This is a genomic window from Bradyrhizobium quebecense, from assembly GCF_013373795.3.
Classification (GTDB): Bacteria; Pseudomonadota; Alphaproteobacteria; order Rhizobiales; family Xanthobacteraceae; genus Bradyrhizobium; species Bradyrhizobium quebecense.
The window spans coordinates 4262352-4287487 of the sequence record NZ_CP088022.1; the positions used below are offsets into that span (position 1 = coordinate 4262352).

The 25136-nt window shown below is 64.5% G+C and carries 21 protein-coding genes; 4 read left to right on the plus strand and 17 right to left on the minus strand.

Translation table 11 applies throughout. The annotated features are described in order from the left end of the window. The 6 genes from HU230_RS20675 to HU230_RS20700 form a co-directional block, all read right to left on the minus strand. Window positions 1-852 carry a class I SAM-dependent methyltransferase gene (locus tag HU230_RS20675; RefSeq protein WP_176530093.1) on the minus strand — a complete coding sequence of 284 codons (852 nt, stop codon included), beginning with the start codon at window positions 850-852 and terminating at the stop codon, window positions 1-3. Next, the gene (locus tag HU230_RS20680) at window positions 842-1411 is read right to left on the minus strand and encodes an acyltransferase (RefSeq protein WP_176530092.1); all 570 of its coding nucleotides are present in this window, start codon (window positions 1409-1411) and stop codon (window positions 842-844) included. The genes HU230_RS20675 and HU230_RS20680 overlap by 11 nt, the downstream gene beginning before the upstream one ends. Further along, on the minus strand, window positions 1408-2247 hold the full coding sequence (locus HU230_RS20685) for a methyltransferase domain-containing protein (protein WP_176530091.1): 840 nt from the start codon (window positions 2245-2247) through the stop codon (window positions 1408-1410). Before HU230_RS20685 ends, HU230_RS20680 begins: the two co-directional genes overlap by 4 nt. A gap of 146 nt (window positions 2248-2393) precedes the next feature. Next, on the minus strand, window positions 2394-3491 hold the full coding sequence (locus HU230_RS20690; RefSeq protein WP_176530090.1) for a glycosyltransferase family protein: 1098 nt from the start codon (window positions 3489-3491) through the stop codon (window positions 2394-2396). A gap of 3 nt (window positions 3492-3494) precedes the next feature. Further along, window positions 3495-5333 carry an asparagine synthase (glutamine-hydrolyzing) gene (asnB, locus tag HU230_RS20695; RefSeq protein WP_176530089.1) on the minus strand — a complete coding sequence of 613 codons (1839 nt, stop codon included), beginning with the start codon at window positions 5331-5333 and terminating at the stop codon, window positions 3495-3497. 2 nt (window positions 5334-5335) lie between these two features. Continuing rightward, the gene (locus HU230_RS20700) at window positions 5336-6889 is read right to left on the minus strand and encodes a lipopolysaccharide biosynthesis protein (RefSeq protein ID WP_176530088.1); all 1554 of its coding nucleotides are present in this window, start codon (window positions 6887-6889) and stop codon (window positions 5336-5338) included. 305 nt (window positions 6890-7194) lie between these two features. On the opposite strand from HU230_RS20700, the gene HU230_RS20705 reads away from it, so the two are divergent. Continuing rightward, window positions 7195-8388 carry a CaiB/BaiF CoA transferase family protein gene (locus tag HU230_RS20705; protein WP_176530087.1) on the plus strand — a complete coding sequence of 398 codons (1194 nt, stop codon included), beginning with the start codon at window positions 7195-7197 and terminating at the stop codon, window positions 8386-8388. Window positions 8389-8457: 69 nt separating this feature from the next. On the opposite strand, the gene HU230_RS20710 is transcribed toward HU230_RS20705, so the two are convergent. The 10 genes from HU230_RS20710 to HU230_RS20755 form a co-directional block, all read right to left on the minus strand. Then, on the minus strand, window positions 8458-9969 hold the full coding sequence (locus HU230_RS20710) for a tripartite tricarboxylate transporter permease (protein WP_173637712.1): 1512 nt from the start codon (window positions 9967-9969) through the stop codon (window positions 8458-8460). A gap of 24 nt (window positions 9970-9993) precedes the next feature. Continuing rightward, window positions 9994-10536, minus strand: a complete 543-nt coding sequence (locus HU230_RS20715) for a tripartite tricarboxylate transporter TctB family protein (RefSeq protein ID WP_176530086.1) — start codon at window positions 10534-10536, stop codon at window positions 9994-9996. 76 nt (window positions 10537-10612) lie between these two features. Next, window positions 10613-11713, minus strand: coding sequence for an S-methyl-5-thioribose-1-phosphate isomerase (mtnA, locus tag HU230_RS20720; RefSeq protein ID WP_176530085.1), 1101 nt, complete (start codon window positions 11711-11713; stop codon window positions 10613-10615). After that, window positions 11710-12585 carry an S-methyl-5'-thioadenosine phosphorylase gene (locus tag HU230_RS20725; RefSeq protein WP_176530084.1) on the minus strand — a complete coding sequence of 292 codons (876 nt, stop codon included), beginning with the start codon at window positions 12583-12585 and terminating at the stop codon, window positions 11710-11712. The genes mtnA and HU230_RS20725 overlap by 4 nt, the downstream gene beginning before the upstream one ends. A gap of 151 nt (window positions 12586-12736) precedes the next feature. Next, on the minus strand, window positions 12737-13714 hold the full coding sequence (locus HU230_RS20730) for a Bug family tripartite tricarboxylate transporter substrate binding protein (protein ID WP_409334671.1): 978 nt from the start codon (window positions 13712-13714) through the stop codon (window positions 12737-12739). Window positions 13715-14127: 413 nt separating this feature from the next. After that, window positions 14128-14925: an enoyl-CoA hydratase/isomerase family protein gene (locus HU230_RS20735; RefSeq protein ID WP_176530082.1), complete on the minus strand. Its 798-nt coding sequence runs from the start codon at window positions 14923-14925 to the stop codon at window positions 14128-14130. 46 nt (window positions 14926-14971) lie between these two features. Then, on the minus strand, window positions 14972-16168 hold the full coding sequence (locus HU230_RS20740) for a pyridoxal-phosphate-dependent aminotransferase family protein (protein WP_176530081.1): 1197 nt from the start codon (window positions 16166-16168) through the stop codon (window positions 14972-14974). 275 nt (window positions 16169-16443) lie between these two features. Further along, on the minus strand, window positions 16444-16839 hold the full coding sequence (locus HU230_RS20745; RefSeq protein ID WP_176534938.1) for a GFA family protein: 396 nt from the start codon (window positions 16837-16839) through the stop codon (window positions 16444-16446). A 129-nt stretch (window positions 16840-16968) separates the two neighbouring features. Beyond that, window positions 16969-18252: an MFS transporter gene (locus HU230_RS20750; RefSeq protein WP_176530080.1), complete on the minus strand. Its 1284-nt coding sequence runs from the start codon at window positions 18250-18252 to the stop codon at window positions 16969-16971. A 67-nt stretch (window positions 18253-18319) separates the two neighbouring features. After that, window positions 18320-19519 (minus strand): pyridoxal-phosphate-dependent aminotransferase family protein, encoded by a 1200-nt coding sequence (locus HU230_RS20755; protein ID WP_176530079.1) that lies wholly within the window; start codon window positions 19517-19519, stop codon window positions 18320-18322. Between the two features lie 132 nt (window positions 19520-19651). Between HU230_RS20755 and HU230_RS20760 the strand changes: the two genes are divergently transcribed. The 3 genes from HU230_RS20760 (at window position 19652) to HU230_RS20770 (ending at window position 23899) form a co-directional block, all read left to right on the plus strand. Then, window positions 19652-20404: a GntR family transcriptional regulator gene (locus tag HU230_RS20760; RefSeq protein WP_176530078.1), complete on the plus strand. Its 753-nt coding sequence runs from the start codon at window positions 19652-19654 to the stop codon at window positions 20402-20404. 95 nt (window positions 20405-20499) lie between these two features. Further along, window positions 20500-23478, plus strand: coding sequence for an FAD-binding and (Fe-S)-binding domain-containing protein (locus HU230_RS20765; protein WP_176530077.1), 2979 nt, complete (start codon window positions 20500-20502; stop codon window positions 23476-23478). Then, window positions 23471-23899 (plus strand): GlcG/HbpS family heme-binding protein, encoded by a 429-nt coding sequence (locus tag HU230_RS20770; RefSeq protein WP_173637723.1) that lies wholly within the window; start codon window positions 23471-23473, stop codon window positions 23897-23899. The genes HU230_RS20765 and HU230_RS20770 overlap by 8 nt, the downstream gene beginning before the upstream one ends. A gap of 392 nt (window positions 23900-24291) precedes the next feature. Here HU230_RS20770 and HU230_RS20775 read toward each other — a convergent pair whose 3' ends face one another. Next, window positions 24292-25071: an enoyl-CoA hydratase/isomerase family protein gene (locus HU230_RS20775; protein WP_176530076.1), complete on the minus strand. Its 780-nt coding sequence runs from the start codon at window positions 25069-25071 to the stop codon at window positions 24292-24294. Between the last annotated feature and the right edge of the window lie 65 nt (window positions 25072-25136).

The following is a 25136-nucleotide window of genomic DNA, read 5'->3' on the forward strand; positions in this document are numbered from 1 at the left end:
TCAGGCCTTGTGACAGACAAAGGAGTAGAGCCGTCCCGGTCGATGATCGAAACGTTCGGCCATCGACAGCAGCGAACCAAACAGTCGGGGTGAGGCAAGCGCAGTTCGCCATAGCGGAGCAACCGGAATTTTTTGCGACAACTTGGTCACGATCGCGGCTTTCAGGGTCTCCGACGTATAGGGAAACAGGTTGATCGGGCTTTGCAGCGGCGCCAGCGTGTCGATCGCGGAAAACCCTGCCTTGGTCAGCGCGCCGGTGTAGCGATCGAGCAGGAAGGCATGTTCGCCGCCGTAAAGGTGATGCAGCGGATGCTGCGCAAGGAACTGCGGGAGATCCGCCTCCTTGCTGACGACGTGTTCGCGCGCCGCGATCAGCATGCCACCGGGCCGCAGTACGCGAAACATCTCCCGGCACGCCCCCTCGAGATCGCGCGTATGGTGCAGCACAGCGCGGGCGAAGACGAGATCGAACGTCGCATCGGCGAACGGCAACCGCTCGGAAAACTCTTCGACCACTTGGATCGGCAATTGCGTCTGTTGCACCAGGCCGCGGATCGCCGCCCCTCCCACGATCGCGCTGGGATCCGGCTCGAGCGCCGTCACCGCAAAGCCGCTCCGGGCGAGCGCGTAACTCGCAATGCCACGACCGGCTCCAACGTCGAGCGCAGCACCGGACCGGCCGGCGACCAGCGCGGCAACCGCTTGCCACTCGGAGCTCTGGAAATAGCGCTCGGCAGCGCCAACCAGCGGATCGTCGTAGAACGCGTCGAGCACAAGCTGGCGCTGCTCCGGCTGATTGCGCAGCCAGACCACCGCATCCTCCCAGGTGGTAAACTTGCGCTCACCGTTCATCGGGGCCAAGCTCCCTCACCAGCACGGCCGGATTGCCCGCCACGATCGAAAACGGCGCGACATCCCGGGTCACGACCGCGCCGGCTGCGACGATAGCGCCCTGCCCAACCGTCACACCGCGCAAGACCATTGCGCCCGCGCCGACCCAGGCGTCGTCGCAGAGCTTCACCGGGCTCTCGTCAAGCGAGATATCGCTGGGATGTCCGCGCGTGAAAATCTGCTGGACCTGCCGGTGCCGCTCCGTCGCCCGCAGCGGGTGCGTGAGATTGTCGAAAACATTCGCCGAATGCGAGATCAGAACGCGGTTGCCGATCTCGATCGAGGCGGCCGACCAGATCCGGGTTCCCTCGCCGACGTAGCACCACTCGCCGATCTTGATCTCCCCACCATGCGCAAAGGTCAGGAGCTCGCCCAGGATGCGGCTGTTGCGGCCGACGACGATCTTGTCGGAATCGCCACGGATGTTTCTGATCCTGGCATGGCGGCCGAGCGCCGCGTCCGCCTGCAAGCGGCACGTCGCGCGACCGAGCAGACGCTGGATCAGATAATCGAGATTCATGCCGTCAACTGCAGGCACGCGACGGCGCGCGACGACGCCGCAAGGTCGTTGCCCTGCCCCTTGCCGGTGTGGACGTCGAAAACGGTGGCGTCGGCGAGCGCCTCGGCGCTCTGCCGCGACCAGCCTTGTCGCGAATAACCGAAATAGTCGACATGGTGAGACGCCGCGCCGAATGCCTCGATGATCCGCTCGATCATGGCAAGATCGAACACCTGATACCAACCGAGATTCTCGCGTTTGCCGAACGGCACGGAGATCAGGCAGGTTCCGCCGGGCTTGAGAATGCGCTTGAACTCCTGCACCGCCGGAACAAAGCCGTCGCGATCGGTCTCGGCGTCACGCGGATCGCCCGTGTACAGCATCTGATTATCGAGGCCGATGTGCTCGATCGTCGAAATGCTGGCGACGGTGTCGAAAACCTGATCGCCGAACATCGTCTTCCGGAGATCGCCGAACACATAGGAGTAGCCGTCATGCCAATAGCACCGCCGCTCGGGCGCCAGCGTCATGATGGTGAGATCCGCGCCGCGCAACGGCGGACGCTGCAGCAGGAAGTCGTGGTTGAAGGTCGATCCAGCGTCCAGCATCTTGCCGACATTGTTCAATCGGCCATAGACCCAGGGATATTCCACCACGCGCTCGTCCATGGCGACGCCGTAGCCTGGTGGAAGCTCCTTTCCTGCCTGAAGCAGGCCGGCGTCGATGGCTGCGGTGATCGTATCGCGCTTGACCGTCTGATAGCCCGGCCCGAACGGCCGCGGCCGCATCCTGAACAGCGGCACGGCAAGCCCGTCGGCCACCCATTTCAGTCGATGGATCAAGTCACTTGCAGACATCATCTCGGCCCGATCGCCCGCCCACCGGCCGGCACTGTGCACCGTCTAGAGCCTTTTCCGTTCCGATGGAATCGGAACGGAGCTCCAGACTGGTGTTTTGACGCGATTTCCTTGCGCGAACCGGCATCATTTCGCTCGAAAACGCTCTAGCACGGCTCAATCCGCGCGACGAGATCGGTAAACTGGGCCCATTGCGAGGCCTTGCTGTAGGTCTGCTGCACGCGGCTTCGACCAGACGCGGCGATGGCGGCCCATTGCGGCCAATCCTGCAGGCTGCTCGAAATCACCTCGGCTGCCCTTTCAGGAGCGTCGTAAGTGCGCATCGTGACACCCTGCTGCATCGCCTCCGGATAGTTGCCGGAATCCGACACGAGCAGCGACCCGCAGCCCATCGCCTCGAAGCAACGCATGTTGCCACGGTCGTTGCCGGCCATGTCGATTGCGCCGTTGAGCACGATCTTGGCGGACCCGAACAGCTCGTAGAGGTCCCTGCCGAACAGCGGCAGCCGCGCTATTCGCGCGATGACGTCGGGCCTGCGGTGCTTCTGCAGCGGCAACAACCGACCGACCGCGCTTTCGGCAAGCCGTGTCAGCCGCGACGCATCGAGGCAGAACACGATCTTGCGTTCAGCGGCCAGTGCCGCGACCTGTTCGAGCGTTCTGCCCCGCGCACTGTGATGCCGCGAATATCCGCCGACAAACGCCACATCGATCGGCCGTTCGCCGTGGCCGTACTGCTCCATGACAGGATCGATCGCGGGGAAGAACAGCTCCGCCCGGCAGCCCTTGTTACGCCACGCATCCAGGATCGAGGGGAAGTTTCCAAGCACCGCGCCGTAGGCGGTCAGGTCGGCATTACCGGAGGGCGCCGCGCGCCAGCACAATGTCTTCTTCACACAGCCCGGAAGCCTGGCAATGAACGCACTCGCATAACGCACCGGATCGAGATTGTAGAACACGTCGGTCCGGTGATGCTCGATCTGCGCGAGCAGAATGGCGTCGAGCGTCGGCGTCCCCTTCATGCCCTGCTCTCGCGCCCACTGGCGCTGCAGCACTTCGTCGTCGCCGTTGGTGAAGAAGGCTTCAGGCGCACCGTCGAGCACGGGCTCGAGAAAATGTGCCGCGCCGAAGCGATCATGCAGGAACACGTCGCGACGCGCAGCGAAGGTCGACGCTTTTGCCGCAAGCTGGTTCAGCCGCGGCAGATAGGACGGATAGAGACCGCTATTCTGGAACAGACGCATTGGTTATACGGACCTTGCCAACATCCATTTCATGTTCAGGTATGGCCAGATCCGGCCGACGGATTCCCAATCCCAGCTCTGCGATGCCGTCAAGTGGCCGACAGTCTTTCGAAGCGGCGCTTCGTCGACGAACTCGGCAAACGCCGGGACATTGCGATTGAGCAGCTCACTGGTCCAGCCCGCCAATGGCCCGTTCAGCCATTCCGGCATCGGCGAGTTGAAGCCGACCTTGCGGCGCGCGGTGCGGATACTCTCAGGCATCAGGTTTGCCATCGCCTGCCGCGCGACCACCTTGGTCATGCCGTCGGCCGACTTGCTCGTTTCCGGCAGCGCCATCGTATAGGTCACCAGCCGCCAGTCCATGAACGGCATGCGGACCTCGATCCCGTGCGCCATCGAGAGCCGGTCGAAATTGCGCAGAATGGTCGGCAGCGTGGTCGAGTGGAACATGCGATAGAGACGCCGGTTCAGCGCGCCCCACGCGTTCGGCAACTCGTCGCCCTCGGCGACCAGCGGCAGCGCGGCAGGAATCGCCGTCGGGCCGCCCCGCAGGAAATAGTGCCCCTGACGCCTGATCATCTGCGCCCGCAGGAAGTCGATGCCGCGTTGCGCCAGCTGCGATCGTGACGTGAGCGCCGCGGCAGCGTTCCGGATCCGGAATGCGGTCGACTGCCCCTCCTGCAGGTAGGCGCCCATCAATTCGTCCGCTCCGTGGCCGTCGAGCGAGACGGTGACGTTCTGGCGCCGGAGTTCGCGATAGATCAGCCACGGCGCGCTCGGCAGCCCGATATAGACGTCGTCGTTGTCGTCAAGGATCCGATCGAGGTCGGTGAGCGCATCCGAGCGCCCGATCTCGAGAAAGCTTGGCGTCACATCGGCCCATGCGGCCGCCTCCTCCGCCATCGGCCGCTCGTCATTGCTGGCGCCGGGAAAGGTCGCGACAAAGGCGTGCCGCCAGGCGGTGCTGTCGCGCGGCCCCATGCCGGCTTTCTCATGAGCGGCCATCGCACAGATCACCGCGGACGAATCGAAGCCACCGGACAGGCAGGTGCCGATCGGAACGTCGCTGCGCATCCGCAGGGCGACGGAATCCTGAAACAGGTCGCGAAACCGCGCGACGCGTTCGGATTCAGTATCAGGGATCGCGGGCAGATGATCCACGGTCCGCCACCAGCGGCGCACCTGCACGCGCCCCTGGCGCAACCACATGCAGTGCCCGCCCTGCAGGCGACGCAGTTGCGCGAACAGGGTGCGGTCGCTGCCTTCGATCCCGAACGGGTCGAGCAACAGCCGCCGCGCCACGTCGATGTCGAGTGACGTCTCGAGCAGCCCGCTCCGCGCCAGCGCCCGCTGCTCGGATGCGAACACGAACCGCTCGGACGACAGCGCATACAACAGCGGCTTGATGCCGAAGCGATCGCGGGCAAGGAACAGTTCGTCCGTCGTCGTATCGTAGATCGCCAGCGCCCACATGCCGTTGAAGCGCAGCAGCATGTCCTCGCCCCACGCCTGCCAGGCGGCAAGGATCACCTCGGTGTCGGACTGGCTGCGGAAGACCGTGCCCTTCGCCTCGAGTTCGCCGCGCAATTCGAGAAAGTTGTAGATCTCGCCGTTGTAGACGATCACGTGGCGCCCATCGCCCGACACCATCGGCTGATAACCACCCTCGCCGGGATCGATGATGGCGAGCCGGCGATGGCCGAAGGCGACGTTTCGCTTCGCGTTGAACCAGGTGCCCTCGCCGAACGGACCGCGATGCGCGATCAGGCTGGTGAGCCGCGAGATGTCGGCCGGATCCACGGGGGCGCCGCGCAGATTGACGATGCCTGCGATACCACACATGTCTAGGCGGCCTTCAACGGCAAGAAGCGGGCGATGATGATGCGGAGATCCCGCCAGCAGACGGCGCGATAGGGACCAAGCTGCGACACGGCGACGGCGGCGACAAAGATCGCCGCCGCCGACACGCCGTAGAGCGACACCACATACCACCATGACGGCGCGTGGTCGAACGACACGTGGCCAAGCTGGGAGCGCAGCACCAGCGCAACGGCGATGCCGGTGCCGAGCGGAATCAAGACGAAATGCACCATCCGTGACCACATGGCCGAGAGCCTGAAGGTTCGTCGCAGCAGCAGCACCGTGACGACCATCTGGGCAACCATCCCGACGCAAGAGCTCCAGCCGGCGGCCTGCCAGCCGAAATACGGCAGCGCAATGGCGCTGGTCGCCAGTGTGAAGATGCCGGTGACAAGCGAGATCAACGCGTTGAAACTGGAGCGTCCCTGCGACAGCAGATAGAATGCGAACACGTTGGCGCTCGAGCCCAATATCCCGCTGATCGCAAGCACCACCAGCACGAGTTGCGCCTCGGCGGCGACCTCGGCGCCGGTCCATCGATACAGCAGCGCGCCTGCGACCGGGATGAGGCCGCCAAGCGCGCTCGCGGCAAGCACGTTGAGAATCCAGGAGGAGCGAAGCAGCAGGTCGACCTTGCGGTCGTCATCTTCCTTCTGCAGCGTGCTGAAGAACGGGAACAAGATCTCGCCGATCTTCAACACGCCGATATAGACCGCCTCCTCCAGCCGCTGCGCGACGCTGTAGAAGCCGACGAATTGCGGCTGCAGCAGCGCACCGAGCAGATAGCGGTCCGCCTGGCCGGCAAATAGCGCGCCGCTTTGCGCCGCGACCTGCCAGCCGCCAAGCTTCACGAGTGCGCGCAGCGCACTGCGATCGAGCGCGGGCCGTGCCAGCCAGTCGCTGATGGCATGTCGCGACCAGGCGAAGGCCATCACGAGGTTCGTTGTGAAGCCCAATGCCTGACAACCAAGGAAGGTCGAGGCGCGCGGCGCGTATGGGATCAACAGCAGCATCGACATCGTCGTCACCACCGTGCCCGTGATGCTGATCGACGCGATCCGCCGATAATCCTGGCGCGCCGTGAACAGCGAGAGGAAGACCGCGAACAGGCACTGGAACAGCCAGCCGACGCCGGCCAACGCAAAGGCCAGCCCGAGGTCGTCGGACGCCGGACCACCCAGGTGAAATCCCAATCGCGCGAGCGGCGGTCCGGCAAGGACGAGCAAGGCCGCGATCAGGCTGCCCCCGGCGACGGCGAGCGCAAGGGCGGTCGCGAAGAAACGCCGTGCCTCGCCGCGATCGGACGGTTCCAACCGTTGCGCGAGTTCGCGCGCCGTCGAGAGGCCAAGCGCATTGCTGAACATCAGCGCAGGCGCGACGCAGGCAGTCACCAGGCCCGCAACCCCGAAGGTGGCAAGGCCGAGCCGGAAGATCACGAATGGGAGAATCGCGAGGTTGAGCAGCACCGCGACCGCGAACGCCGTCGCGTTCCATGCCGAATTGCCGAGCAGATGGGATGGCCCCTTTTTCACCGCCATGCCAGCTTTCGGTCCATCGCCTTGATGCGCCTCAAGTGCCTCTTCCATAAGGGCAAAAACTCATTCGGATGGCGACGGGCTAGCAGCCGGCGAAGTGATTGTCGAGGGTTGGCGGATGGCGGAGCCTGTAAGCAGGTGTGGGGAAGCCTGAACGACCGCCGAGGCGGAGGCCGATCTGCGCGGAACCATGCCTGTTTGTTTCCAGCCCGGTTTGTTGCCCGGGTAACGGTTGGAAAGACCTGTCAAATTGTCTATGGCAGTTAGGCAGTAGCCCCAGAGCGGCCCGCCAAACAAGAGGTGTCTCAATGCCCTTCCCCCGCGCATCCCAAGCCCTGTCCCGGTTCACCGTGCTGGATTTGACCCGGGTCCGGTCGGGGCCGACCTGCGTGCGCCAGCTCGCCGACTGGGGTGCCAACGTCATCAAGATCGACGCGCTGCTGGAAGATGGCGGCGGCGAGCAGCCGGGCGGCCCGCGCGGCGGGTCCGACTTCCAGAACCTGCATCGCAACAAGCGCGCCATGACGCTGAACCTGAAGGATCCCAAGGGGCTCGAGGTGTTCAAGCGCCTCGCCGAACAGGCCGACGTGATCGTCGAGAACTTTCGACCCGACGTGAAGGCCAAGCTCGGCATCGACTATGAGAGCGTGCGCAAGATCAATCCGCGGATCGTCTACGGCAGCATCTCCGGGTTCGGCCAGGACGGCCCCTATCACAAGCGCCCGGGCTTCGATCAAATCGCGCAAGGCATGGGCGGCCTGATGTCGGTGACCGGCGCGCCCGGCGGCGGCCCGATGCGGGTCGGCATTCCCGTGGCAGACCTCACCGCGGGGCTGTTCTGCGCGATCGGCATCCTCACCGCGCTCTTGGAACGCGACGTATCCGGCGAAGGCCAATGGGTGCAGACCTCGCTGCTGCAGGCGCAGATCTTCATGCTGGATTTCCAGGCGGCGCGCTGGCTGATGGAAAAGGAAGTAGCCAAGCAGGCCGGCAACAACCATCCGACCTCGATCCCGACCGGTGTGTTCAAGACCACCGACGGCTACATCAACATCGCCACCACGGGCGGCCGTATCTGGGAGCGCTGCGCACAGGCGATCGGCGCGCCCGAGCTGATCACCGACCCCGATTATGCGACCGCACCGGCGCGCTCGAAGAACCGGGACGCGCTGAATGCACGAATCAACGCGCTGACCGAGAAGAAATCGACCGAGACCTGGGTGCAGGAGCTGAACGCCGCCGGCGTACCGTGCGGGCCGATCTACTCGATCGACCAGATGTTCGAGGACGCCCAGGTCAAGCATCTCGGCATGGCCCAGCACGTTCCCAACGATGAGAACCGGCACATCCAGCTGGTCAGCCAGCCCGTCACGCTGTCGCGGACGCCGAGCAAGATGGCAGCGCGGCCGCCGGAATTCGGCGAGCAGACCGAGGAAGTGCTGGCCGAGTTCGGCTTCGGCCAGGACGAGATCGCCGAGCTGCGCCAGCGCAAGGTCGTCTAGAGATTCTAGTCTTGACGCGTTTTCTTCACGCGAACCGGTATCCACTTCGCTTGAAAACGCTATAAGGCCTCACGCCTTTGCCGGCCGCACCAGACGCGCGACGCCGGCAAAGGCCCGATCGATCACCGGCCAGAACAGCAGCACGATCGCCAGGGTCGTGATGGTGCCGACGAGGCCGTTCGACCAGAACACCTTCATGTCGCCGCCGGAGCCGATCATCGAGAGCCGGAATGCGTCCTCGGCGCGGCTGCCGAGCACCAATGCGAGCGTGAACGGCGCAAGCGGGATCCCGATCTTCTTGAAGACGTAGCCAACGACGCCGAAGCCCAGCATCAGCCAGATGTCGAACATCGCGTTCTGGATCGCGTAGGCGCCGATCGCGCAGGACACCACGATCATCGGCGCGACAGCCGCGAACGGCACCCGCAGGATCGAGGCGAAGATCGGCACGGTGGTGAGCACCAGCACCAGGCCGACGACATTGCCGAGATACATCGAGGCGATCAGGCCCCAGACGAAATCCTTGTGCTCGACGAACAGCAGCGGCCCGGGGTTGAGGCCCCACACCATCAGGCCGCCAAGCAGGATCGCAGCAGTGCCCGAACCGGGAATGCCGAGCGCGAGCATCGGCAACAAGGCCGCGGTGCCAGATGCATGCGCGGCGGTCTCCGGCGCGAACACGCCCTCGATGCGGCCCTTGCCGAAACTTTCCGGATCCTTGGCGAAACGCTTGGCGAGGTTGTAGCCCATGAAGGACGCCGCGATCGCGCCGCCCGGTGTGATCCCGAGCCAGCAGCCGATCACGGACGAACGCAGCAGCGTCACCCAGTATTTCGGCAGGTCCTTCCACACCGAGAGCACGACGCGCAGGCTGATACTGGCGGCGTGCCCGCGCAGCGCCAGCCGCTCCTCCATCGTGAGCAGGATCTCGCTGATGCCGAACAGGCCGATGACCGCGACGAGGAAGTTGATGCCGCGCAGCAACTCGGCGGAGCCGAACGTCATGCGCAGCTGCCCGGACACCGTATCCATGCCGACGCCGGCAAGCAGCAGCCCGAGCGACATCGAGATCACGGTCTTGTGCTTGGCTTCGCGGCCGAGGCCGACGAACGAGCAGAAGGTCAGCAGATAGACGGCGAAGAATTCCGGCGGGCCGAACTTCAGCGCGAACGACGAGATCATCGGCGCCAGGAAGGTGATCAGCAGCACCGCGACCAGCGAGCCGATGAAGGACGAGGTGAACGCCGCGGTCAGCGCTTCGGCCGCCCTGCCCTGCTGCGCCATCGGATAGCCGTCGAACGTGGTCGCGACCGACCAGGCTTCGCCGGGGATGTTGAACAGGATCGACGTGATGGCGCCGCCGAACAGCGCGCCCCAATAGATGCAGGACAGCATCACGATGGCGGATGTGGGGTCCATCGTGAAGGTCAAAGGCAGCAGGATCGCGACGCCGTTGGGGCCGCCAAGCCCGGGCAGCACGCCGACGAAGATGCCGAGCACGAGGCCGACCATCATCAACAGCAGCGTCTTCCACGTCAGCAGGACGGCAAAGCCGTGCAGCAGGAGACCGAAGGCTTCCATGTTTTCGAAATCCTGTCGGTTAGCTCAGTAGCCGAAGGCCGCTTCGAGCGGCCCCTTCGGCATGATGACGTCGAATGCGATGTCGAAGGTCACGAACATCGCGGCGGTGAAGACGAAGGCGGTGAGCAGCGACTTCCACAGCGCGATCTTGCCGACGAGGCGCATGAAGCCCGCGATCAGGAGAAAGCTCGCGACGTAGAGGCCGAGATATTGGGTGGCGAGGCAGAACAGGAATGTCGGCACGAACACCGCGAGCACCCGGCGAAACTGGGCGCGGGTGACAAAGGTCTCGGCGGCTTCCCGGCGCGAGACGAAGGCGGCGCCGAGGCCGTAGAGGCTGGCGGCGCCGAGAATCACCGAAAGATAGAACGGAAAATAGCCCGGCTGCGGCCCGGTCGAGTCCCACGATGCGCCGGTGCGCCAATTATCCCAGCCGAGCACCAATGCGAGCGCGAGCAGCAGCAGCGAGACGACGACATCGACGACGCCGGTTCTGACGACGGCGGGCGAATTCTCTTCAGGCGCGGTCGGATCGTCGACGACGATCTCAAGTTCGGTATTGGACATGGACTGGACGGTCTGGGTTGCGAGGGCAACGATTGGGATAGCGTGCTGAACCAATCACCGTCAATGCAGCCTTCAGCTAACGCCCGGAACGTTCGGGAAATGCGCTCGCAAGCGCAGCACGATCAGCGCCGAGGACGCCGCGCTCGGTGATCAATCCCGTCACCAGCCGCGCCGGCGTGACGTCGAAGCCGAAATTGGCGACCGAAGAGCCGTCCGGAACCACGCGCACGGTCTCGATCCGTCCGTCCGCCGTGCGCCCGGTGAGGTGCGTCACCTCACTGGCCGCACGCTGCTCGATCGGAATCTGCCTGACGCCATCATCGATACTAAAGTCGATGGTCGGCGACGGCAGCGCAACGTAGAACGGCACGCCGTTGTCATGCGCGGCGAGCGCTTTCAGATAAGTCCCGATCTTGTTGCAGACGTCGCCATTGGCGGCGACGCGGTCGGTCCCGACGATCGCAAGGTCGACCATGCGATGCTGCATCAGATGGCCGCCGGTGTTGTCGGGAATCACGGTGTGCGGCACGCCGTGGTGACCGAGTTCCCAGGCGGTGAGCGAAGCGCCCTGATTACGGGGCCGCGTCTCGTCGACCCAGACATGGACCGGAATGCCGCGATCATGCGCCTGGTAGATCGGTGACGTCGCTGTTCCCCAATCGACGGTTGCAAGCCAGCCGGCATTGCAATGCGTCAGCACGTTCACCGGCTCGCCCGGCTTCTTGGTCGCGGCGATTTTTTCGATCAGGCCAAGGCCGTGGCGGCCGATCTCGCGGTTGATCTCGACGTCTTCGTCGGCGATCTCTTGGGCGCGGGCATAGGCCGCTTCCGCCCGGGCTGAAGCTGCGAGCGGCGCGAGCGCGCGTTGCATCTCGTCGATCGCCCACTTCAGATTGATCGCGGTCGGCCGGGTCGCAGCCAGCATCCTGCCGGCGCGGTCGAGCGCCGCATCGGAGGAATCGGCACGCATCGCGAGCGCCATGCCATAGGCTGCGGTCGCGCCGATCAACGGCGCGCCGCGCACCAGCATCGAGCTGATGGCCTTGCCGGCCTCGTCCGCCGTCTTGATCTTCGCAACGATGAATTCATGCGGCAACCGCCGCTGGTCGATCGCACCGACGGACCAGCCGTCTGGCTCGAGCCAGATACTGCGAAAATGCCGTCCATCGACCTTCATCCGCGCAACATCCTTCCAGCCACGGCATCGAGCTTCGCCAACAACTGAGGATCGCGCGCCGCAGGCGCGGTGATCAGCGCGGTGTCCAGCGCGCGGTCCGAACCGATCGGACACGGCTCGTGCGCGCGTGGGAAATCCCGCGCCAGACGCGCGACCAGCGCCTTTGCCTTCTCGGCGTTCGAATTCAGCACGCGGATGATATCCTGCACCGTGACGGCATCATGGGCCGGATGCCAGCAGTCGAAATCGGTGACCATCGCCACGCTGGCGTAGCAGATCTCGGCCTCGCGGGCGAGCTTGGCCTCAGGCATGTTGGTCATGCCGATCACCGAATAGCCCTGCGCCTTGTAGGTCAGGCTTTCGGCGAGCGAGGAGAATTGCGGCCCTTCCATGCAGAGATAGGTGCCGCCACGAGCGAACGCGATGCGCTCGGCCTCGGCAGCGGCAGCGAGATGCTTGGCGAGCAACGGCGACACCGGATGCGCCATCGACACATGCGCTACACAGCCTCTGCCGAAAAACGAGCTCTCGCGCTTGTGGGTGCGATCGACGAACTGGTCGACCAGCACAAAGGTGCCCGGCGGCAGCTCTTCCTTGAACGAGCCGCAGGCGGACAGCGCCACGAGGTCGGTGACCCCTGCCCGCTTCAGCACATCGATATTGGCGCGATAATTGATGTCGGACGGCGACAGCGTGTGTCCCTGGCCGTGTCGCGGCAGGAACACGATCGGCAATCCCGCCACCTCGCCGCGGCGCAGTGGCGCGGATGGTTCACCCCAGGGGCTCGTGATCGCTTCCTCGCGGACATTTTCCAGGCCCGGCAGGTCGTAGATGCCGGATCCGCCGATGACACCGAGAACGGCTTTGGTCATGATCGCTCCTCACGGTCCCGCAACGACGACGGAGGGGTGACCCAGCCCGATCGGGCTCGCCGGACGTTTGACCATACTGCGGCGCAAATAATCACTGCGCCACTGCCGCTTGCAAGCCAATTCCGGCCCGAAGGTAAGCAAACCGCGACTGCTACTTCGCGACGAAGCCCGCCGCGTTCATCAGCGAGGCATTCAGCTTGTCGTCATCCTCGAGGAATTCCACCATGTCCTTGCCGGTGAGGAAGATCGGCTTCAACGCCTGCTTCTCCATGTAGTCCTTGTATTCCGCCGTCTGCGTCACCTTCTGGAACAGGTCGGCATAGAATGCCTGCTGCTCCTGCGTGACCTTGCCGGGCAGGAACATCGCGCGCAGCATAAGATACTGTACGTCCAGCCCCTCTTCCTTGCAGGTCGGAATGTCGTTCCAGGATTGCGTGTCGGTGACCTTGGTCTTGTAGGAGATGCGCTCCTTGTCGAACACGCAGAGCGCGCGAACCTGTCCGGCGCGCCAGACCTCGAGATTTTCGCTCGGATTGTTGACGTTGGATTCGGTATGGCCGCCGACCAGCTGGGTCGCGGCCTCGCCGCCGGACTTGTAGGGCAGATAGGAGAATTTTGCGCCGGTCTTCTGCTCCATGAACACGGTCAGCACGTGGTCTTCGCGCTTGGAGCCGGTGCCGCCCATCTTGAACGGCGCGCTCGCGGCCTTGGCGGCCGCGATGAAATCCTTCACGGTCTTGGGGCCCGACGCATTGTCCCACAGCACGAACTGGTCGAGCGCGATCACCGACACCGGCGTCAGGTCGCGCCAGTTGAAGGGAATCTTGGCCGACAGCGGCAGCATGTAGATCAGCGAATAGGCGATCAGCACCTTGTTGGGATCGCCCTCGCTGGACTTCATGTACATCAGCGCTTCCGCACCCGACGCGCCGCCCTTCAGCGACACCACCATCGGCTGCTTCATCAGATTGTTCTTCTGGATCGCCGCCTGCATCATGCGCGCCATCTGGTCGGAGGCGCCGCCGGCGCCGGCCGCAACCACGATCTCGACCGGCTTGCTCGGCTCCCAGCCGGCGAACGCCGGCGTGCTCAGCAGCAAGGCCGCGATGGCTGCCGTGGTTTTCACGATCTGTCCCACGTATTTCTTCCCTATCTATTTGTTCGGCTTCGCAAAACCGTCGAGGTGGCGGGTTCGTGTCATTGTGCCGAGAATGCAGGTGAGTGCAAGCCGCCGAACTGCCGCACGACCTATGACTTTGGAATGAGGTGGCTGCGCGTTGCGACGATGAGGATGGCACTCGACTCAAACGTCAAAACACGCGGTGTCATCACCCGCGCATGCGGGTGATCCAGTATTCCAGAGGCGCCAATGCTTGAGCCGAAAGGCCGCGGTGTACTGGGTCGCCCGGACAAGCCGGGCGATGACAGATGTGGGTGGGGACATAGCGTTGCATTCTCGCGACATGAATTGCCCGAGCCTTGCTTCTCGTTCCGCCCTCGGGGCCTCGACCCGTCGGGCAACTCAGTGATTTAGCGCGGCCGCTACTTGCCCTTGAAGCTGGGCGGGCGCTTGTTGAGGAAAGCGTCCATGCCCTCGCGGAAATCCTCGCTCATATAGGCGCGCAGGATCAGGTCTTCGCCTTCGTCGCGCGACAGCGTGCGGCGGATGCGGCGCACCGCTTCCTTGGTCACCTCTAACGTGATCGGCGCATGGCCGGCGACAAGCTGCGCGGTCTCGGTGGCGCGGCGCTGCAGCGTTTCCACGTCGGGGACGACTTCGTTGAGCAGCCCGAGCGCCAGTGCTTCGGGCGCCTCGACCAGGCGCGCCTTGAAGATCAGATCCTTGGTCCGCGCCGGACCGATCAGCGAAACCAGCCGCGAGATGTTGGACATCGAGAGGCAGTTGCCGAGCGTGCGGGCGATCGGGAAGCCGATCCGGGTCGACTCGGTGCCGATGCGGATGTCGCAGCATGCGGCGATACCGGCGCCGCCGCCGGTGCACGCGCCGGCGATCGCCGCGATGACAGGCACGCGGCACTGTTCCAGCGTACCCAGCACGCGGTCGATGCGCGCCTCGTAGTCCAGCGCATCCTGCGCGGTCTTGAACGCCCGGAACTGCGAGATGTCGGTGCCCGAGGCGAACGCCTTCTCGCCGGCGCCGGTGAGGATCAGCGCCTTGATGGAGTGATCCTGATTGATGTTCTCGCAGATCGAGGCCATCTGCTCGTACATCGCAAAGGTCAGCGCGTTGCGGGCCTGCGGCCTGTTGAACGTGATGCGCGCGATCCCGTCCGCGACGGAGTAGATCAGGTCTTCGGTCGGTGCGACAGGCGCGTTCATGTCTCGCTCTTTCTGTTCTTTGCGATAAGGTTTCAGGCCAGCCTACTCAAGCAACGGCTTTCGACGCCTGCGATGGGTCACGTCCCTTGAGGACCTCCATCGCCGCCAGCACACCGCCGCTGCGATGCGGCACCTTGGCCAGATCAAGACCCATCTCGACGCCGGACAGCGTGCCCATCAGCATCAAATCGTTGAAGTGGCCGATATGCCCGATCCGGAACACCTTGCCCTTGACCTTGTTGAGGCCGGTGCCGAGCGACATGTCGAAATTCTCAAGCACGACCTTGCGGAAGTGATCGGCATCGTGGCCATCGGGCACGCGCACCGCGGTCAGCGCCGGCGAATGCGCGCCCTGCTCCTGGCACTGCGTCTCCAGCCCCCAGACCTTGATGGAGGCACGCGTCGCTTCGCTGTGGCGCTTGTGGCGGGCGAAGACATTGTCCAGCCCCTCCTCCTCCAGCATCTTCACGGCCTCGCGCAGGCCGAACAGCAGGTTGGTCGCTGGCGTATACGGCCAGGTGCCGGCCTTGTTGATGTTGATGACCTCCTGCCAATCCCAATAGGAACGCATCCCCGGATTGGCCTTGGCCACGGCAAGCGCCTTCTCCGACACGGCGTTGAAGCCGAGGCCGGGCGGCAGCATCAGCCCCTTCTGGGAGCCGGCGATCGAGACGTCGATGCCCCAGGCATCGTGTTCATATTCCAGCGAGCCGAGGCCGGAGATGGTGTCGACCATCAGGAGCGCCGGATGCTTCAAGGTGTCGAGGATCTTGCGGACGTCGCGCGGATAGGTGACGCAGGCGGTCGAGGTCTCGTTATGGACCACGCAGACGGCCTTGATCTTGTGCGCCTTGTCGGCGGACAGCCTGGCCTCGATCTGCTCGAGGTCGGCGCCGTGGCGCCAGTCACCCGGAATGAAATCGACGTCGAGCTTGAACTTGTCGGCGATGCCGTGCCACAGCACCGCGAACTGGCCGGTCTCGCACATCAGGACCTTGTCGCCCGGCTGCAGAGTGTTGACGATCGCGGCCTCCCAGGCGCCCGTCCCCGACGAGGGGTAGATGATCACGGGCTGCTTGGTGCGGAACACACGCTGCATCGCAGAAAGCACGGCAAAGCCGATCTCGGCGAATTCGGCACCGCGATGGTCCATGGTCGGCATGTCCATCGCCCGCAGCACCCGGTCCGGCACGTTGGTCGGTCCCGGAATCTGCAGAAAATGCCTTCCAGTGTGCACGGTCATGAGCGTCTTTCCCGGTCTTGCCTTGGTCTCGGTAAGCCGCTCGCATATCATTATCCGGAAATCGAAGCCAACCATATCAGCCCATAGCGGCCCACATGGCTTAACTCTTCTTGAGATGGCTCAGTGAGTTGGCATCCGAGGCCATACCCGGCCAGACCGATCCAGCGCGACGCCATCTGGAAGAATATTGGACCACGCCTGTTGGAGCAGGGCCCGCCCCAACCGTACCGGCCGCCCTGATGGGTACTGGCCCAAATCCTGGCGATCCCAACGACTCAACTCGGGAAGCGCTCGAAGGCCGGAAGTTCGTGAAGGGACCCTACCCATCCGACGCGCTCGGCAGTCTGCACCTGAACCCGGGGCGAGATCGAATTGGGATCGTCGAGCGCAGCGATCCTGACCTGCATCATGCCCATCCGGTCGAGAATGCCATTGCTGAAGAACAGCCCCGCGCCGCACGTCGGGCAGAACGAGCGCTGGCCGCTTTCTGAAGACGAATAGATCTTCGGCTTCCCTTGGATCAATACCGCGGCCTTCGGGACCATTGCCCACGCCAGCATCGGCGCTCCAGATTGCCTCCGACAATCGTGGCAATGGCAGACGGTACTGAAAGCCGCCTGATCGGGGACTTCGAACCTGATCTCACCGCAGTGGCAGCCGCCGCTAAGCATACCCAAGCTCACTACTCCCAGCCTCTCTTCAAGACTGTATCCATGTCATCATTCTCGCCGGGTTTGTCCTCCGCCCGGCGGGGGGCAGTCATGCATATCCGGGAGCGCCATGCCGACACCTTCATCCGCTCATTCGGCGGCCACCACCTTTCGCGGCGCGGCCAACTCGCCGGCCTCCTCGAACGGGCGCTCCGGATGCATCAGGAACGCTGAGAAACCACCAAGCAACAGCAGGCCCATCGACATCAGGAACGGCAGGTACCAGTTTCCGGTGGCGTCGATGACGAAACCGGCGACCAGCGGCGAGACGATCGCCGCGAACGCCGAGCCGCTGTTCATGATCCCCGCGGCGGTGCCGGAATATTTCGCCGCGATGTCCATCGGGATCGACCACATCGGGCCGATCACGAGCTCGGCGCAGAAGAACCCGGCCGACAGGCAGAGCGCGACCACCGTGATGTCGTGGACGAACAGGATCGGCATCAGCGAGAGCAGTGCGCCCGCGAATCCCACGATCGTCACGCTGAGCCGCGCCAGCCGCACATTGCCTGTGCGCTCGAGGATGCGGTCGGAGAGGACGCCGCCGATGCTGTCGCCGACGACGCCGGCAAAGAACACGCCGGATGCGAACAGCGCCGAGTTCTTCAGATCGAGGCTGTAGTTGTTCTTGAAGAACAGCGGCAGCCAGTTGAGGTAGAGCCACAGGCACCAGCCGTAGCAGAAATACGTCAGCGTCACCGGCCACATCCGCTGCAACAGCGGCCCCCACGGCACCTTCGGCCGCTCGCCCTGCGGGCGCGGCGGCAACGTCGCAAGCTCGGCCTCCGTGATGGAGCCGTGGTCCCTAGGCTCGTTGCGGAAGTACCAGATCCACGCAACACCCCAGATGAGACTGACGACGCCGAGCACCACGAATGCACCGCGCCATGTCAGCCAGAGGATCAGGAGCGCGACCACCGGCGGGGTCACCGCGTTGCCGAGCCGCGCAAACGCGTGTGTCAGGCCTTGCGCGAAGCCGCGGCGGTTCGCAGGCGTCCAGTACTGCATGGCGCGGGTCGCGGTCGGGAACGTCGCCCCTTCGCCGAACCCGAGCGCGAAGCGCGCGATGAACAGCGCGGCGAGACCGTGGACGAAGCCGGTCATGATGGTCGCCGCGGCCCAGATCATGCCGCACCAGAACAAGGTCTGGCGTGGCCCGAAACGATCGCCGACCCAGCCGCCGATCACCTGGAACAGCAGATACGGATAGGCGAAGGCCGAGAATACCAGGCCGAGCTCGGTGTTGGACAGGCCGAGCTCCTTCTGGATCTCGCTGGCCGCGGTGCCGATGTTGACGCGGTCGACATAGGTGATGAAATACATCACGCAGAGCATGGCCAACACGACATGGGTGGCCTTGAACCGAAGCCTCATATCCCTCCCCTTCCCTGATCCGCGATTTTTCTGAGCCGTTGGCGTGCGGGATGCCGTTGGTCGGCGCTTAAGTGCTGACCACCTTCAGATGCGACGCGTTGCGTTGATCGCGCTGCTCGAGCAGCCGCATCGCCGCCTCGACGCCGCCCGAGCGGTGCGGCACGCCGGCAACCGACAGCCCCATCTCGACGCCGGTGAGCGCGCCGAGCAGCGTCAGCTCATTGCACTCGCCGAGATGACCGATGCGGAACACCTTGCCGGCGACCTTCGACAGGCCGGCACCGAGCGACATGTTGAAATTGTCGAGCACGGCCTTGCGGAACTGATCGGCATCATGGCCGGGCGGCATCAACACCGCCGTCAGCACCGGCGAGAACTCCGACGGCTCCTGGCAGAGATTCTCGAGCCCCCATTGGTTGACGGCCGCGCGCGTCGCGGCGGCGAGCCGCCGATGGCGGGCGAATACGTTGTCGAGCCCCTCTTCCAGCAGCATCGCGATCGCCTCGCGCAGCCCGTAGAGCAGGTTCGTCGCCGGCGTATAGGGGAAGAAGCCCTTGGCGTTCGGCTTCAGCATTTCCTCCCAATCGAAATAGGAGCGCGGCATCTTGTTGGTACGGGACGCGGCGCGCGCCTTTTCCGAAATGGCGTTGAAGCCGAGGCCGGGCGGCAGCATAAAACCCTTCTGCGAGCAGCTGACGCTGACATCGACCTTCCACTCGTCGTGCCGGTAATCGACCGAGCCGAGCGAGGAAATGGTATCGACCATCAAGAGCGCCGGATGCGCGGTGCGGTCGATGGCGGCACGGATGTCGGCGATCCGGCTCGTCGCGCCGGTCGAGGTCTCGTTGTGGACGACCATCACCGCCTTGATGCTGTGCGCGGTGTCGGCGGCAAGCCTTGCCTCGATCAACGCAGGATCGGCGCCGCGCCGCCAATCGCCGGCTATGAAGTCGACCTCGATGCCGAAACGGCCGGCGAGCTGCCGCCACAGGGTGGCGAAGTGCCCGGTCTCGACCATCAAAACCTTGTCGCCCGGCGACAGCGTGTTGACGATCGCGGCTTCCCAGGCGCCGGTGCCCGACGACGGGAAGATCACCACCGGGCCCGCGGTCTGGAAGATCTTGCCGCTTCCCTCGAGCACGGTGCGGCCAAGCTCGGCAAACTCCGCGCTCCGGTGGTCGATGACCGGCATGTCCATCGCGCGAAGAATGCGATCCGGCACGGGGCTCGGCCCTGGAATCTGTAGAAAATGGCGTCCTTGATGCATGAGAACCTCCCAATTGCCGGATTTCGGCTCCTTGGCCAACTATTTTGCATTCATTTTTTGTATTTTCAATCCAATTTTGGTATTTGATTGCGGAGATCGACGCGACCGCGCCGGCAAATTATTGTTCAGAATATGAAATCTGCGATTCCCGAGTCCGGGGTTCCGATCACCGAGCCCGCCGCCGGCAACAGCAGCGACCGCCAGGAGGTCTCGCTTCACGGCGAGATCCTGCTGCGGCTCCGCGACCACGTGGTGGAAGGCAACATTCCGGAGGGCGGGCGCGTTCCGGAACGCCAGCTGTGCGAAATGCTGGGGATCTCCAGGACGCCACTGCGCGAGGCGCTCAAGGTGCTGGCCGCCGAAGGCCTGATCGAGCTCTTGCCCAATCGCGGCGCGCGGGTGCGCCAGCTCAGCCAGCGCGACCTCGAGGAACTGTTCGACGTCATGGCCGGACTGGAGAGCCTGGCCGGACGGCTGGCCTGCGAGAACATCACGGACGAGGAAATCGCGGCGATCGAGCGACTGCACTACGAGATGTACGGTCACTATCTGCACCGCGACATGCACGGCTACTTCCAGACCAACCAGCAGATCCACGAGAGCATCGTCGCGGCTGCGCGCAACGAGACGCTGAAGACCACCTACGCCAACTTCGCGGGCCGGATCCGCCGCGTGCGCTACTCCGCCAATTTCGCCCGCAAGCGGCAACGCTGGGCCGAGGCGATGCGCGAGCACGAGGCGATCCTCGATGCGCTGCGCCGCCGCGCTGGAAGCGAGCTCAGCGACATCCTGTTCGGACATCTGCGCAACAAGCGGAGCGCTGCTATCGAGCACCTCGCCGAGGGACCGGACAGCGGCCAAGAGGCGACGCCTCAAGGCAGCTAGTTGCTCATTTTGAATTCATAATGTAATTCTCGGCTCAATCGAATGAATAATCCCCGGGCAATATGGGTTGCGCCGCGGATCACATCGGATCTGGGATGAAGAACGCCTCATCGCTCGAACAGCGCCTGCGGTCCGACCTGACCGGCGACGTGTTTTTCGATGCCTTCAACCGCGGCCGCTACGCGACCGACGCCTCGTTCTACCAGATCATGCCGGCCGGCGTGGTGGTGCCGCGCACCGTCGACGAGGCGTTGCGCACGCTTGCGATCGTCCGCGACGCCGGGCGGATCGTGACCCCGCGCGGCGGCGGCACCTCGCAATGCGGTCAGACCGTCAATGACGGCATCGTGGTCGACCTCTCCAAGCATCTGAACCGTATCCTCTCGCTCGACGTCGAGAACCGGACTTGCGTGGTCGAGCCCGGCATCGTGCTCGACGACCTCAACCGCCAACTGAAGAAACACGGGCTGTGGTTTCCGGTCGACGTCTCGACCGCGTCGCGCGCCACGATCGGCGGCATGGCCGGCAACAATTCCTGCGGCGGCCGCTCGCTGCGCTACGGCACCATGCGCGACAATACGCTGTCGATGGATGCAGCGCTCGCCGACGGCACGCTGCTGCATTTCGGCGAGGTGCCGCGCGACCTGACGCGGATCAATGCGTCCGACAACGGATCGAAGCTGTTCCGCGACATGCTCGATCTCGGAGAGCGCGAGGCGGCCGAGATCGCGGACAAATTCCCCAAGGTGCAGCGCCGCGTCGGCGGTTATAACCTCGATGCGCTGGTGCCGCGCAACGCGCCGAACAACATGGCGCATCTCCTCGTCGGCTCGGAGGGGACGCTCGCCTTCACGACGCAGGTCGAGCTCAAGCTGTGGCCCGTGATCCGCAACAAGGCGCTCGGCGTCTGCCATTTCGGCAGCTTCTACGAGGCGATGGACGCGGCCCAGCATCTGGTGAAGCTGCGGCCGATCGCAGTCGAGCTGGTCGATCGCACCATGATCGCGCTCGGCCGCGAGATCGCGATGTTTCAGCCGATCATTTCCGCGGCGGTGCGCGGCGATCCCGACGCGATCCTGGTTGTCGAGTTCGCCGAGGAAGATCAGGCCGACAACCTCGCCCGCCTGAAGCAGCTCGACGAGCTGATGGCCGATCTCGGTTTCGGCTGGGACAAGCCACCGCGCAAATGGGGCGGCGTGGTCGAGATCGTCGAGCCCGCGCTGCAATCCGGCATCGCCGATTTCCGCGCCGCCGGCCTCAACGTCATGATGTCGATGAAGCAGGAGGGCAAGCCGGTCTCGTTCGTCGAGGATTGCGCAGTGCCGCGGCCGCATCTCGCCGACTACACCGAACGGCTCAATGCCGTCTTCGCCAAACACGGCACCCGCGGCACGATGTATGCGCATGCCTCCGAAGGCTGCCTGCATGTGCGCCCGGTGCTCAATCTCAAGCTCGAGAAGGACGTCAAGGCAATGCGCGCCATTGCCGAGGAAGCCTTCGCGTTGGTGCGCGAATACAAGGGCTCGCATTCCGGCGAGCACGGCGATGGCCTGGTGCGCTCGGAGTTCCACGAGACGATGTTCGGCGCGCGCATCGTGGCCGATTTCCGCGAGGTCAAGCAGCGCTTCGATCCGGACAATACGCTCAACCCGGGCAAGATCGTCGATCCGCCTGACATGGACGACCGCTCGCTGTTTCGCTATTCGCCGGAGTATCGCGTCGGCGAATTGAAGACGGCGCTGGACTGGTCGGCCTATCCCGGCGCCGGCGGCGGCTTCCAGGGCGCGGTCGAGATGTGCAACAACAACGGCGCCTGCCGCAAGCTCGAAGGCGGCGTGATGTGCCCGTCCTATCGGGCGACGCGCAACGAGAAGGACGTTACCCGCGGCCGCGCCAATACGTTGCGGTTGGCGATCTCGGGCCAGTTGGGTGCGGACGCGCTGGCCTCCGACGAGATGATGGACACGCTGAAACTCTGCGTCTCCTGCAAGGCGTGCCGCCATGAATGCCCGACCGGCGTCGACATGGCCAAGATGAAGATCGAGGTGCTGGCCGCCCGCGCCGCGTCGCACGGCCTGTCGCTGCGCGACCGGCTGGTCGGCTACCTGCCGCGCTATGTCGATCTCGCCTCGCGCTTCGCCCCGCTCGCGAACTGGCGCAACCGCAGCCCGCTGCTGCGTGCGTTGTTCGAGACACTCGCCGGCATCAGCGCCAAACGCGCGCTGCCGGAATTTCGCCGCGACACCTTCCGGCCGGACGTCGAGGTGATGGGGCCGCGTGACGGCCGCGAAGTCGTGCTGTTCGCCGATACGTTCAACCGCGGCTATGAGCGGGAGAATCTCGATGCCGCAATCGAGGTCCTGGTCGCCGGCGGCTATCGCGTGCATCTGCCCAAACCGTCGGACGGCGGCCGCCCGCCATGCTGCGGACGCACGTTCCTGTCGGCGGGCCTGGTGGAACAGGCCCGTGCCGAGCTCGACCGGCTGGTTGCGACCTACGCGCCGTTCGCGGCGCGCGGCGTGCCGATCATTGGCCTCGAGCCGAGCTGCCTTCTGACCCTGCGCGACGAGCTGCTGTCGCTGCGTTCCGATGACGCCGCGAAGACCGTCAGCGCGCGCGCCCTGCTGTTCGAGGAATTTTTGGTGCGAGAGGCCGAGGCTGGGCGCCTCGCTCTGCCGCTTGGCGCAGTCGCTAGCAAGGCCGTCGTGCACGGTCATTGCCACCAGAAATCCTTTGGCGCGCTCAAGCCGGTGGAGAAAGTGCTGCGGCTGGTGCCGGGCCTCGAGGTCAAGACCATCGAGTCGAGCTGCTGCGGCATGGCCGGCGCGTTCGGCTACGGCGCGGACACCTATCAGGCCTCGATCGAGATGGCGGAGCTGTCGCTGCTGCCGGCAGTCCGCAGCGCGGATCAGGATGCGCTGATCGTGGCCGACGGCACCTCATGCCGGCACCAGATCAAGGACGGCAGCGGACGCACGCCGCTGCATGTCGCCAGCGTATTGGCGATGAGCCTGAAACGTGCGAAATCGAATTCCGACCAATCATTGCCGACAAAGGACAAGGCCCATGGCTGAACTCACTCTCGACATTGCCCGCAAGATTCTGGATGCCGCACTCGCCAAGGGCGTCGAGAAGAAGCTGAAGCCGCTGGTCGTCACCATCCTCGACGCGCGCGGCGCGGTGAAGGTGACGGCGGCGCAGGACGGCACCAGCCTGATGCGGGCCGAGATCGCCCACGGCAAGGCCTATGGCGCGCTGGCGCTCGGGATGGGATCGCGCGCCCTGTTTCAGCGCGCGCAAGAGCAGGCCTATTTCATCGATTCCGTGAACACGCTGGCGCAGGGCCGGCTGGTGCCGGTCCCCGGCGGCGTGCTGATCATGGACGGAGCCACCCTGCTCGGCGCCGTCGGCGTCAGCGGCGACACCTCGGACAATGACGAGATCTGCGCCGTGGCCGGCATCGAAGCCGCCGGCCTGAAGGCCAATGCGGGCTAGCGTGCGATGGGCATCGCGCTCCCTCACCCCGTTCTCCCGGGAGAGGGTGCGAGGCGCGCTCGCGATATTTCGGTATAATAGAATAATGCCGCTGATTTGCCCGACGTGTCAAGCTGCCGTGTCGAACGCCGGCAGCCGCCCAGCTACTGTGCATGGGGTTGTTTTCGATATTTTGATACTGCGCGCCTGAGAGGACGTGAAGCTTTGTCCTCATCCACTGTTGTCGTCGCCCGGCTTGACCGGGCGACCCAGTACGCCGCGGCCTATCGGCTCAAGCACAACCGTCTCTGGAATACTGGATCACCCGCATGCGCGGGTGATGACACTGAGCAAGCCAATTCCGTCACCCTGAGCGGTCGTATGCAGCGAGGTGAAGCGGGCACAATGATGCCTCAGCGTCCCGTCCAGGTCGGCTTGCGCTTCTCGCCGAAGGCCTTGAGGCCTTCCTTGGCATCCTCGGTCATCGCAAGCAGCGCGATCTGGCTTTCGGTGTAGGCGATGCTTTCGTCGAACGACATCGACGCGATCGCCCGCATCGCATATTTGCCGCGACGGATCGCGGTCGGCGACTTGTCGACGATGCGGCCGATCAGCCAATCGACCTTGGCGTCGAGCTCGGCCGTCGGCACGACGTAGTTGAGAAGACCCGCGGCCTGCGCCGTCTTGGCGTCGAACGGCTCGCCGGTCAGCGCCCATTCGTTGACGAGGCGCGGCGGAGCGATCGACTGCAGCAGGCTCAGCACCTGCATCGGAAACACGCCGACCTTCACCTCGGGCAGACCGAAGATCACCTGATCGCCGGCCACCGCCATGTCGGTCATGCACAGCAGGCCCATGCCGCCGGCCATGCAGACGCCGCCGACCCGCGCGATCGCAGGCTTGGTCGCGTTCTGCGACAGCCGCAACAAATCGGCGTAGTCGACATTCGGACGCGAGAAATCCATCGAGAACGCCGCGCCGCTGTTCTGCAGATCGGCGCCGGCGCAGAACGCCTTGTCGTCCGCACCCGTCAGCACGATGACGCGCACGTCCTTGTCGTCATGCGCCTCGCGATAGCCCCTGGCGATGCCCGCGATCACACCGGCATTGAGCGCGTTGCGCTTGTCCGGCCGGTTGATGGTGATCCAGAACGCCTGTCCGCGCTTCTCGAGAAGAACGCTGTTGTCGGTCATGTTTCCTGCCTGTTTTCTTGCCTGTTTTCTTGCCTGTTTTCTTGCCTGTACGCTGGTGTCAGCGC

Bases quoted from the DNA above. Each gene is read 5' to 3' on its own strand.
- HU230_RS20675 (WP_176530093.1), bottom strand. From the start codon at position 852: ATGAACGGTGAGCGCAAGTTTACCACCTGGGAGGATGCGGTGGTCTGG.
- HU230_RS20680 (WP_176530092.1), bottom strand. From the start codon at position 1,411: ATGAATCTCGATTATCTGATCCAGCGTCTGCTCGGTCGCGCGACGTGC.
- HU230_RS20685 (WP_176530091.1), bottom strand. From the start codon at position 2,247: ATGTCTGCAAGTGACTTGATCCATCGACTGAAATGGGTGGCCGACGGG.
- HU230_RS20690 (WP_176530090.1), bottom strand. From the start codon at position 3,491: ATGCGTCTGTTCCAGAATAGCGGTCTCTATCCGTCCTATCTGCCGCGG.
- asnB (WP_176530089.1), bottom strand. From the start codon at position 5,333: ATGTGTGGTATCGCAGGCATCGTCAATCTGCGCGGCGCCCCCGTGGAT.
- HU230_RS20700 (WP_176530088.1), bottom strand. From the start codon at position 6,889: ATGGCGGTGAAAAAGGGGCCATCCCATCTGCTCGGCAATTCGGCATGG.
- HU230_RS20705 (WP_176530087.1), top strand. From the start codon at position 7,195: ATGCCCTTCCCCCGCGCATCCCAAGCCCTGTCCCGGTTCACCGTGCTG.
- HU230_RS20710 (WP_173637712.1), bottom strand. From the start codon at position 9,969: ATGGAAGCCTTCGGTCTCCTGCTGCACGGCTTTGCCGTCCTGCTGACG.
- HU230_RS20715 (WP_176530086.1), bottom strand. From the start codon at position 10,536: ATGTCCAATACCGAACTTGAGATCGTCGTCGACGATCCGACCGCGCCT.
- mtnA (WP_176530085.1), bottom strand. From the start codon at position 11,713: ATGAAGGTCGATGGACGGCATTTTCGCAGTATCTGGCTCGAGCCAGAC.
- HU230_RS20725 (WP_176530084.1), bottom strand. From the start codon at position 12,585: ATGACCAAAGCCGTTCTCGGTGTCATCGGCGGATCCGGCATCTACGAC.
- HU230_RS20735 (WP_176530082.1), bottom strand. From the start codon at position 14,925: ATGAACGCGCCTGTCGCACCGACCGAAGACCTGATCTACTCCGTCGCG.
- HU230_RS20740 (WP_176530081.1), bottom strand. From the start codon at position 16,168: ATGACCGTGCACACTGGAAGGCATTTTCTGCAGATTCCGGGACCGACC.
- HU230_RS20745 (WP_176534938.1), bottom strand. From the start codon at position 16,839: ATGCTTAGCGGCGGCTGCCACTGCGGTGAGATCAGGTTCGAAGTCCCC.
- HU230_RS20750 (WP_176530080.1), bottom strand. From the start codon at position 18,252: ATGAGGCTTCGGTTCAAGGCCACCCATGTCGTGTTGGCCATGCTCTGC.
- HU230_RS20755 (WP_176530079.1), bottom strand. From the start codon at position 19,519: ATGCATCAAGGACGCCATTTTCTACAGATTCCAGGGCCGAGCCCCGTG.
- HU230_RS20760 (WP_176530078.1), top strand. From the start codon at position 19,652: ATGAAATCTGCGATTCCCGAGTCCGGGGTTCCGATCACCGAGCCCGCC.
- HU230_RS20765 (WP_176530077.1), top strand. From the start codon at position 20,500: ATGAAGAACGCCTCATCGCTCGAACAGCGCCTGCGGTCCGACCTGACC.
- HU230_RS20770 (WP_173637723.1), top strand. From the start codon at position 23,471: ATGGCTGAACTCACTCTCGACATTGCCCGCAAGATTCTGGATGCCGCA.
- HU230_RS20775 (WP_176530076.1), bottom strand. From the start codon at position 25,071: ATGACCGACAACAGCGTTCTTCTCGAGAAGCGCGGACAGGCGTTCTGG.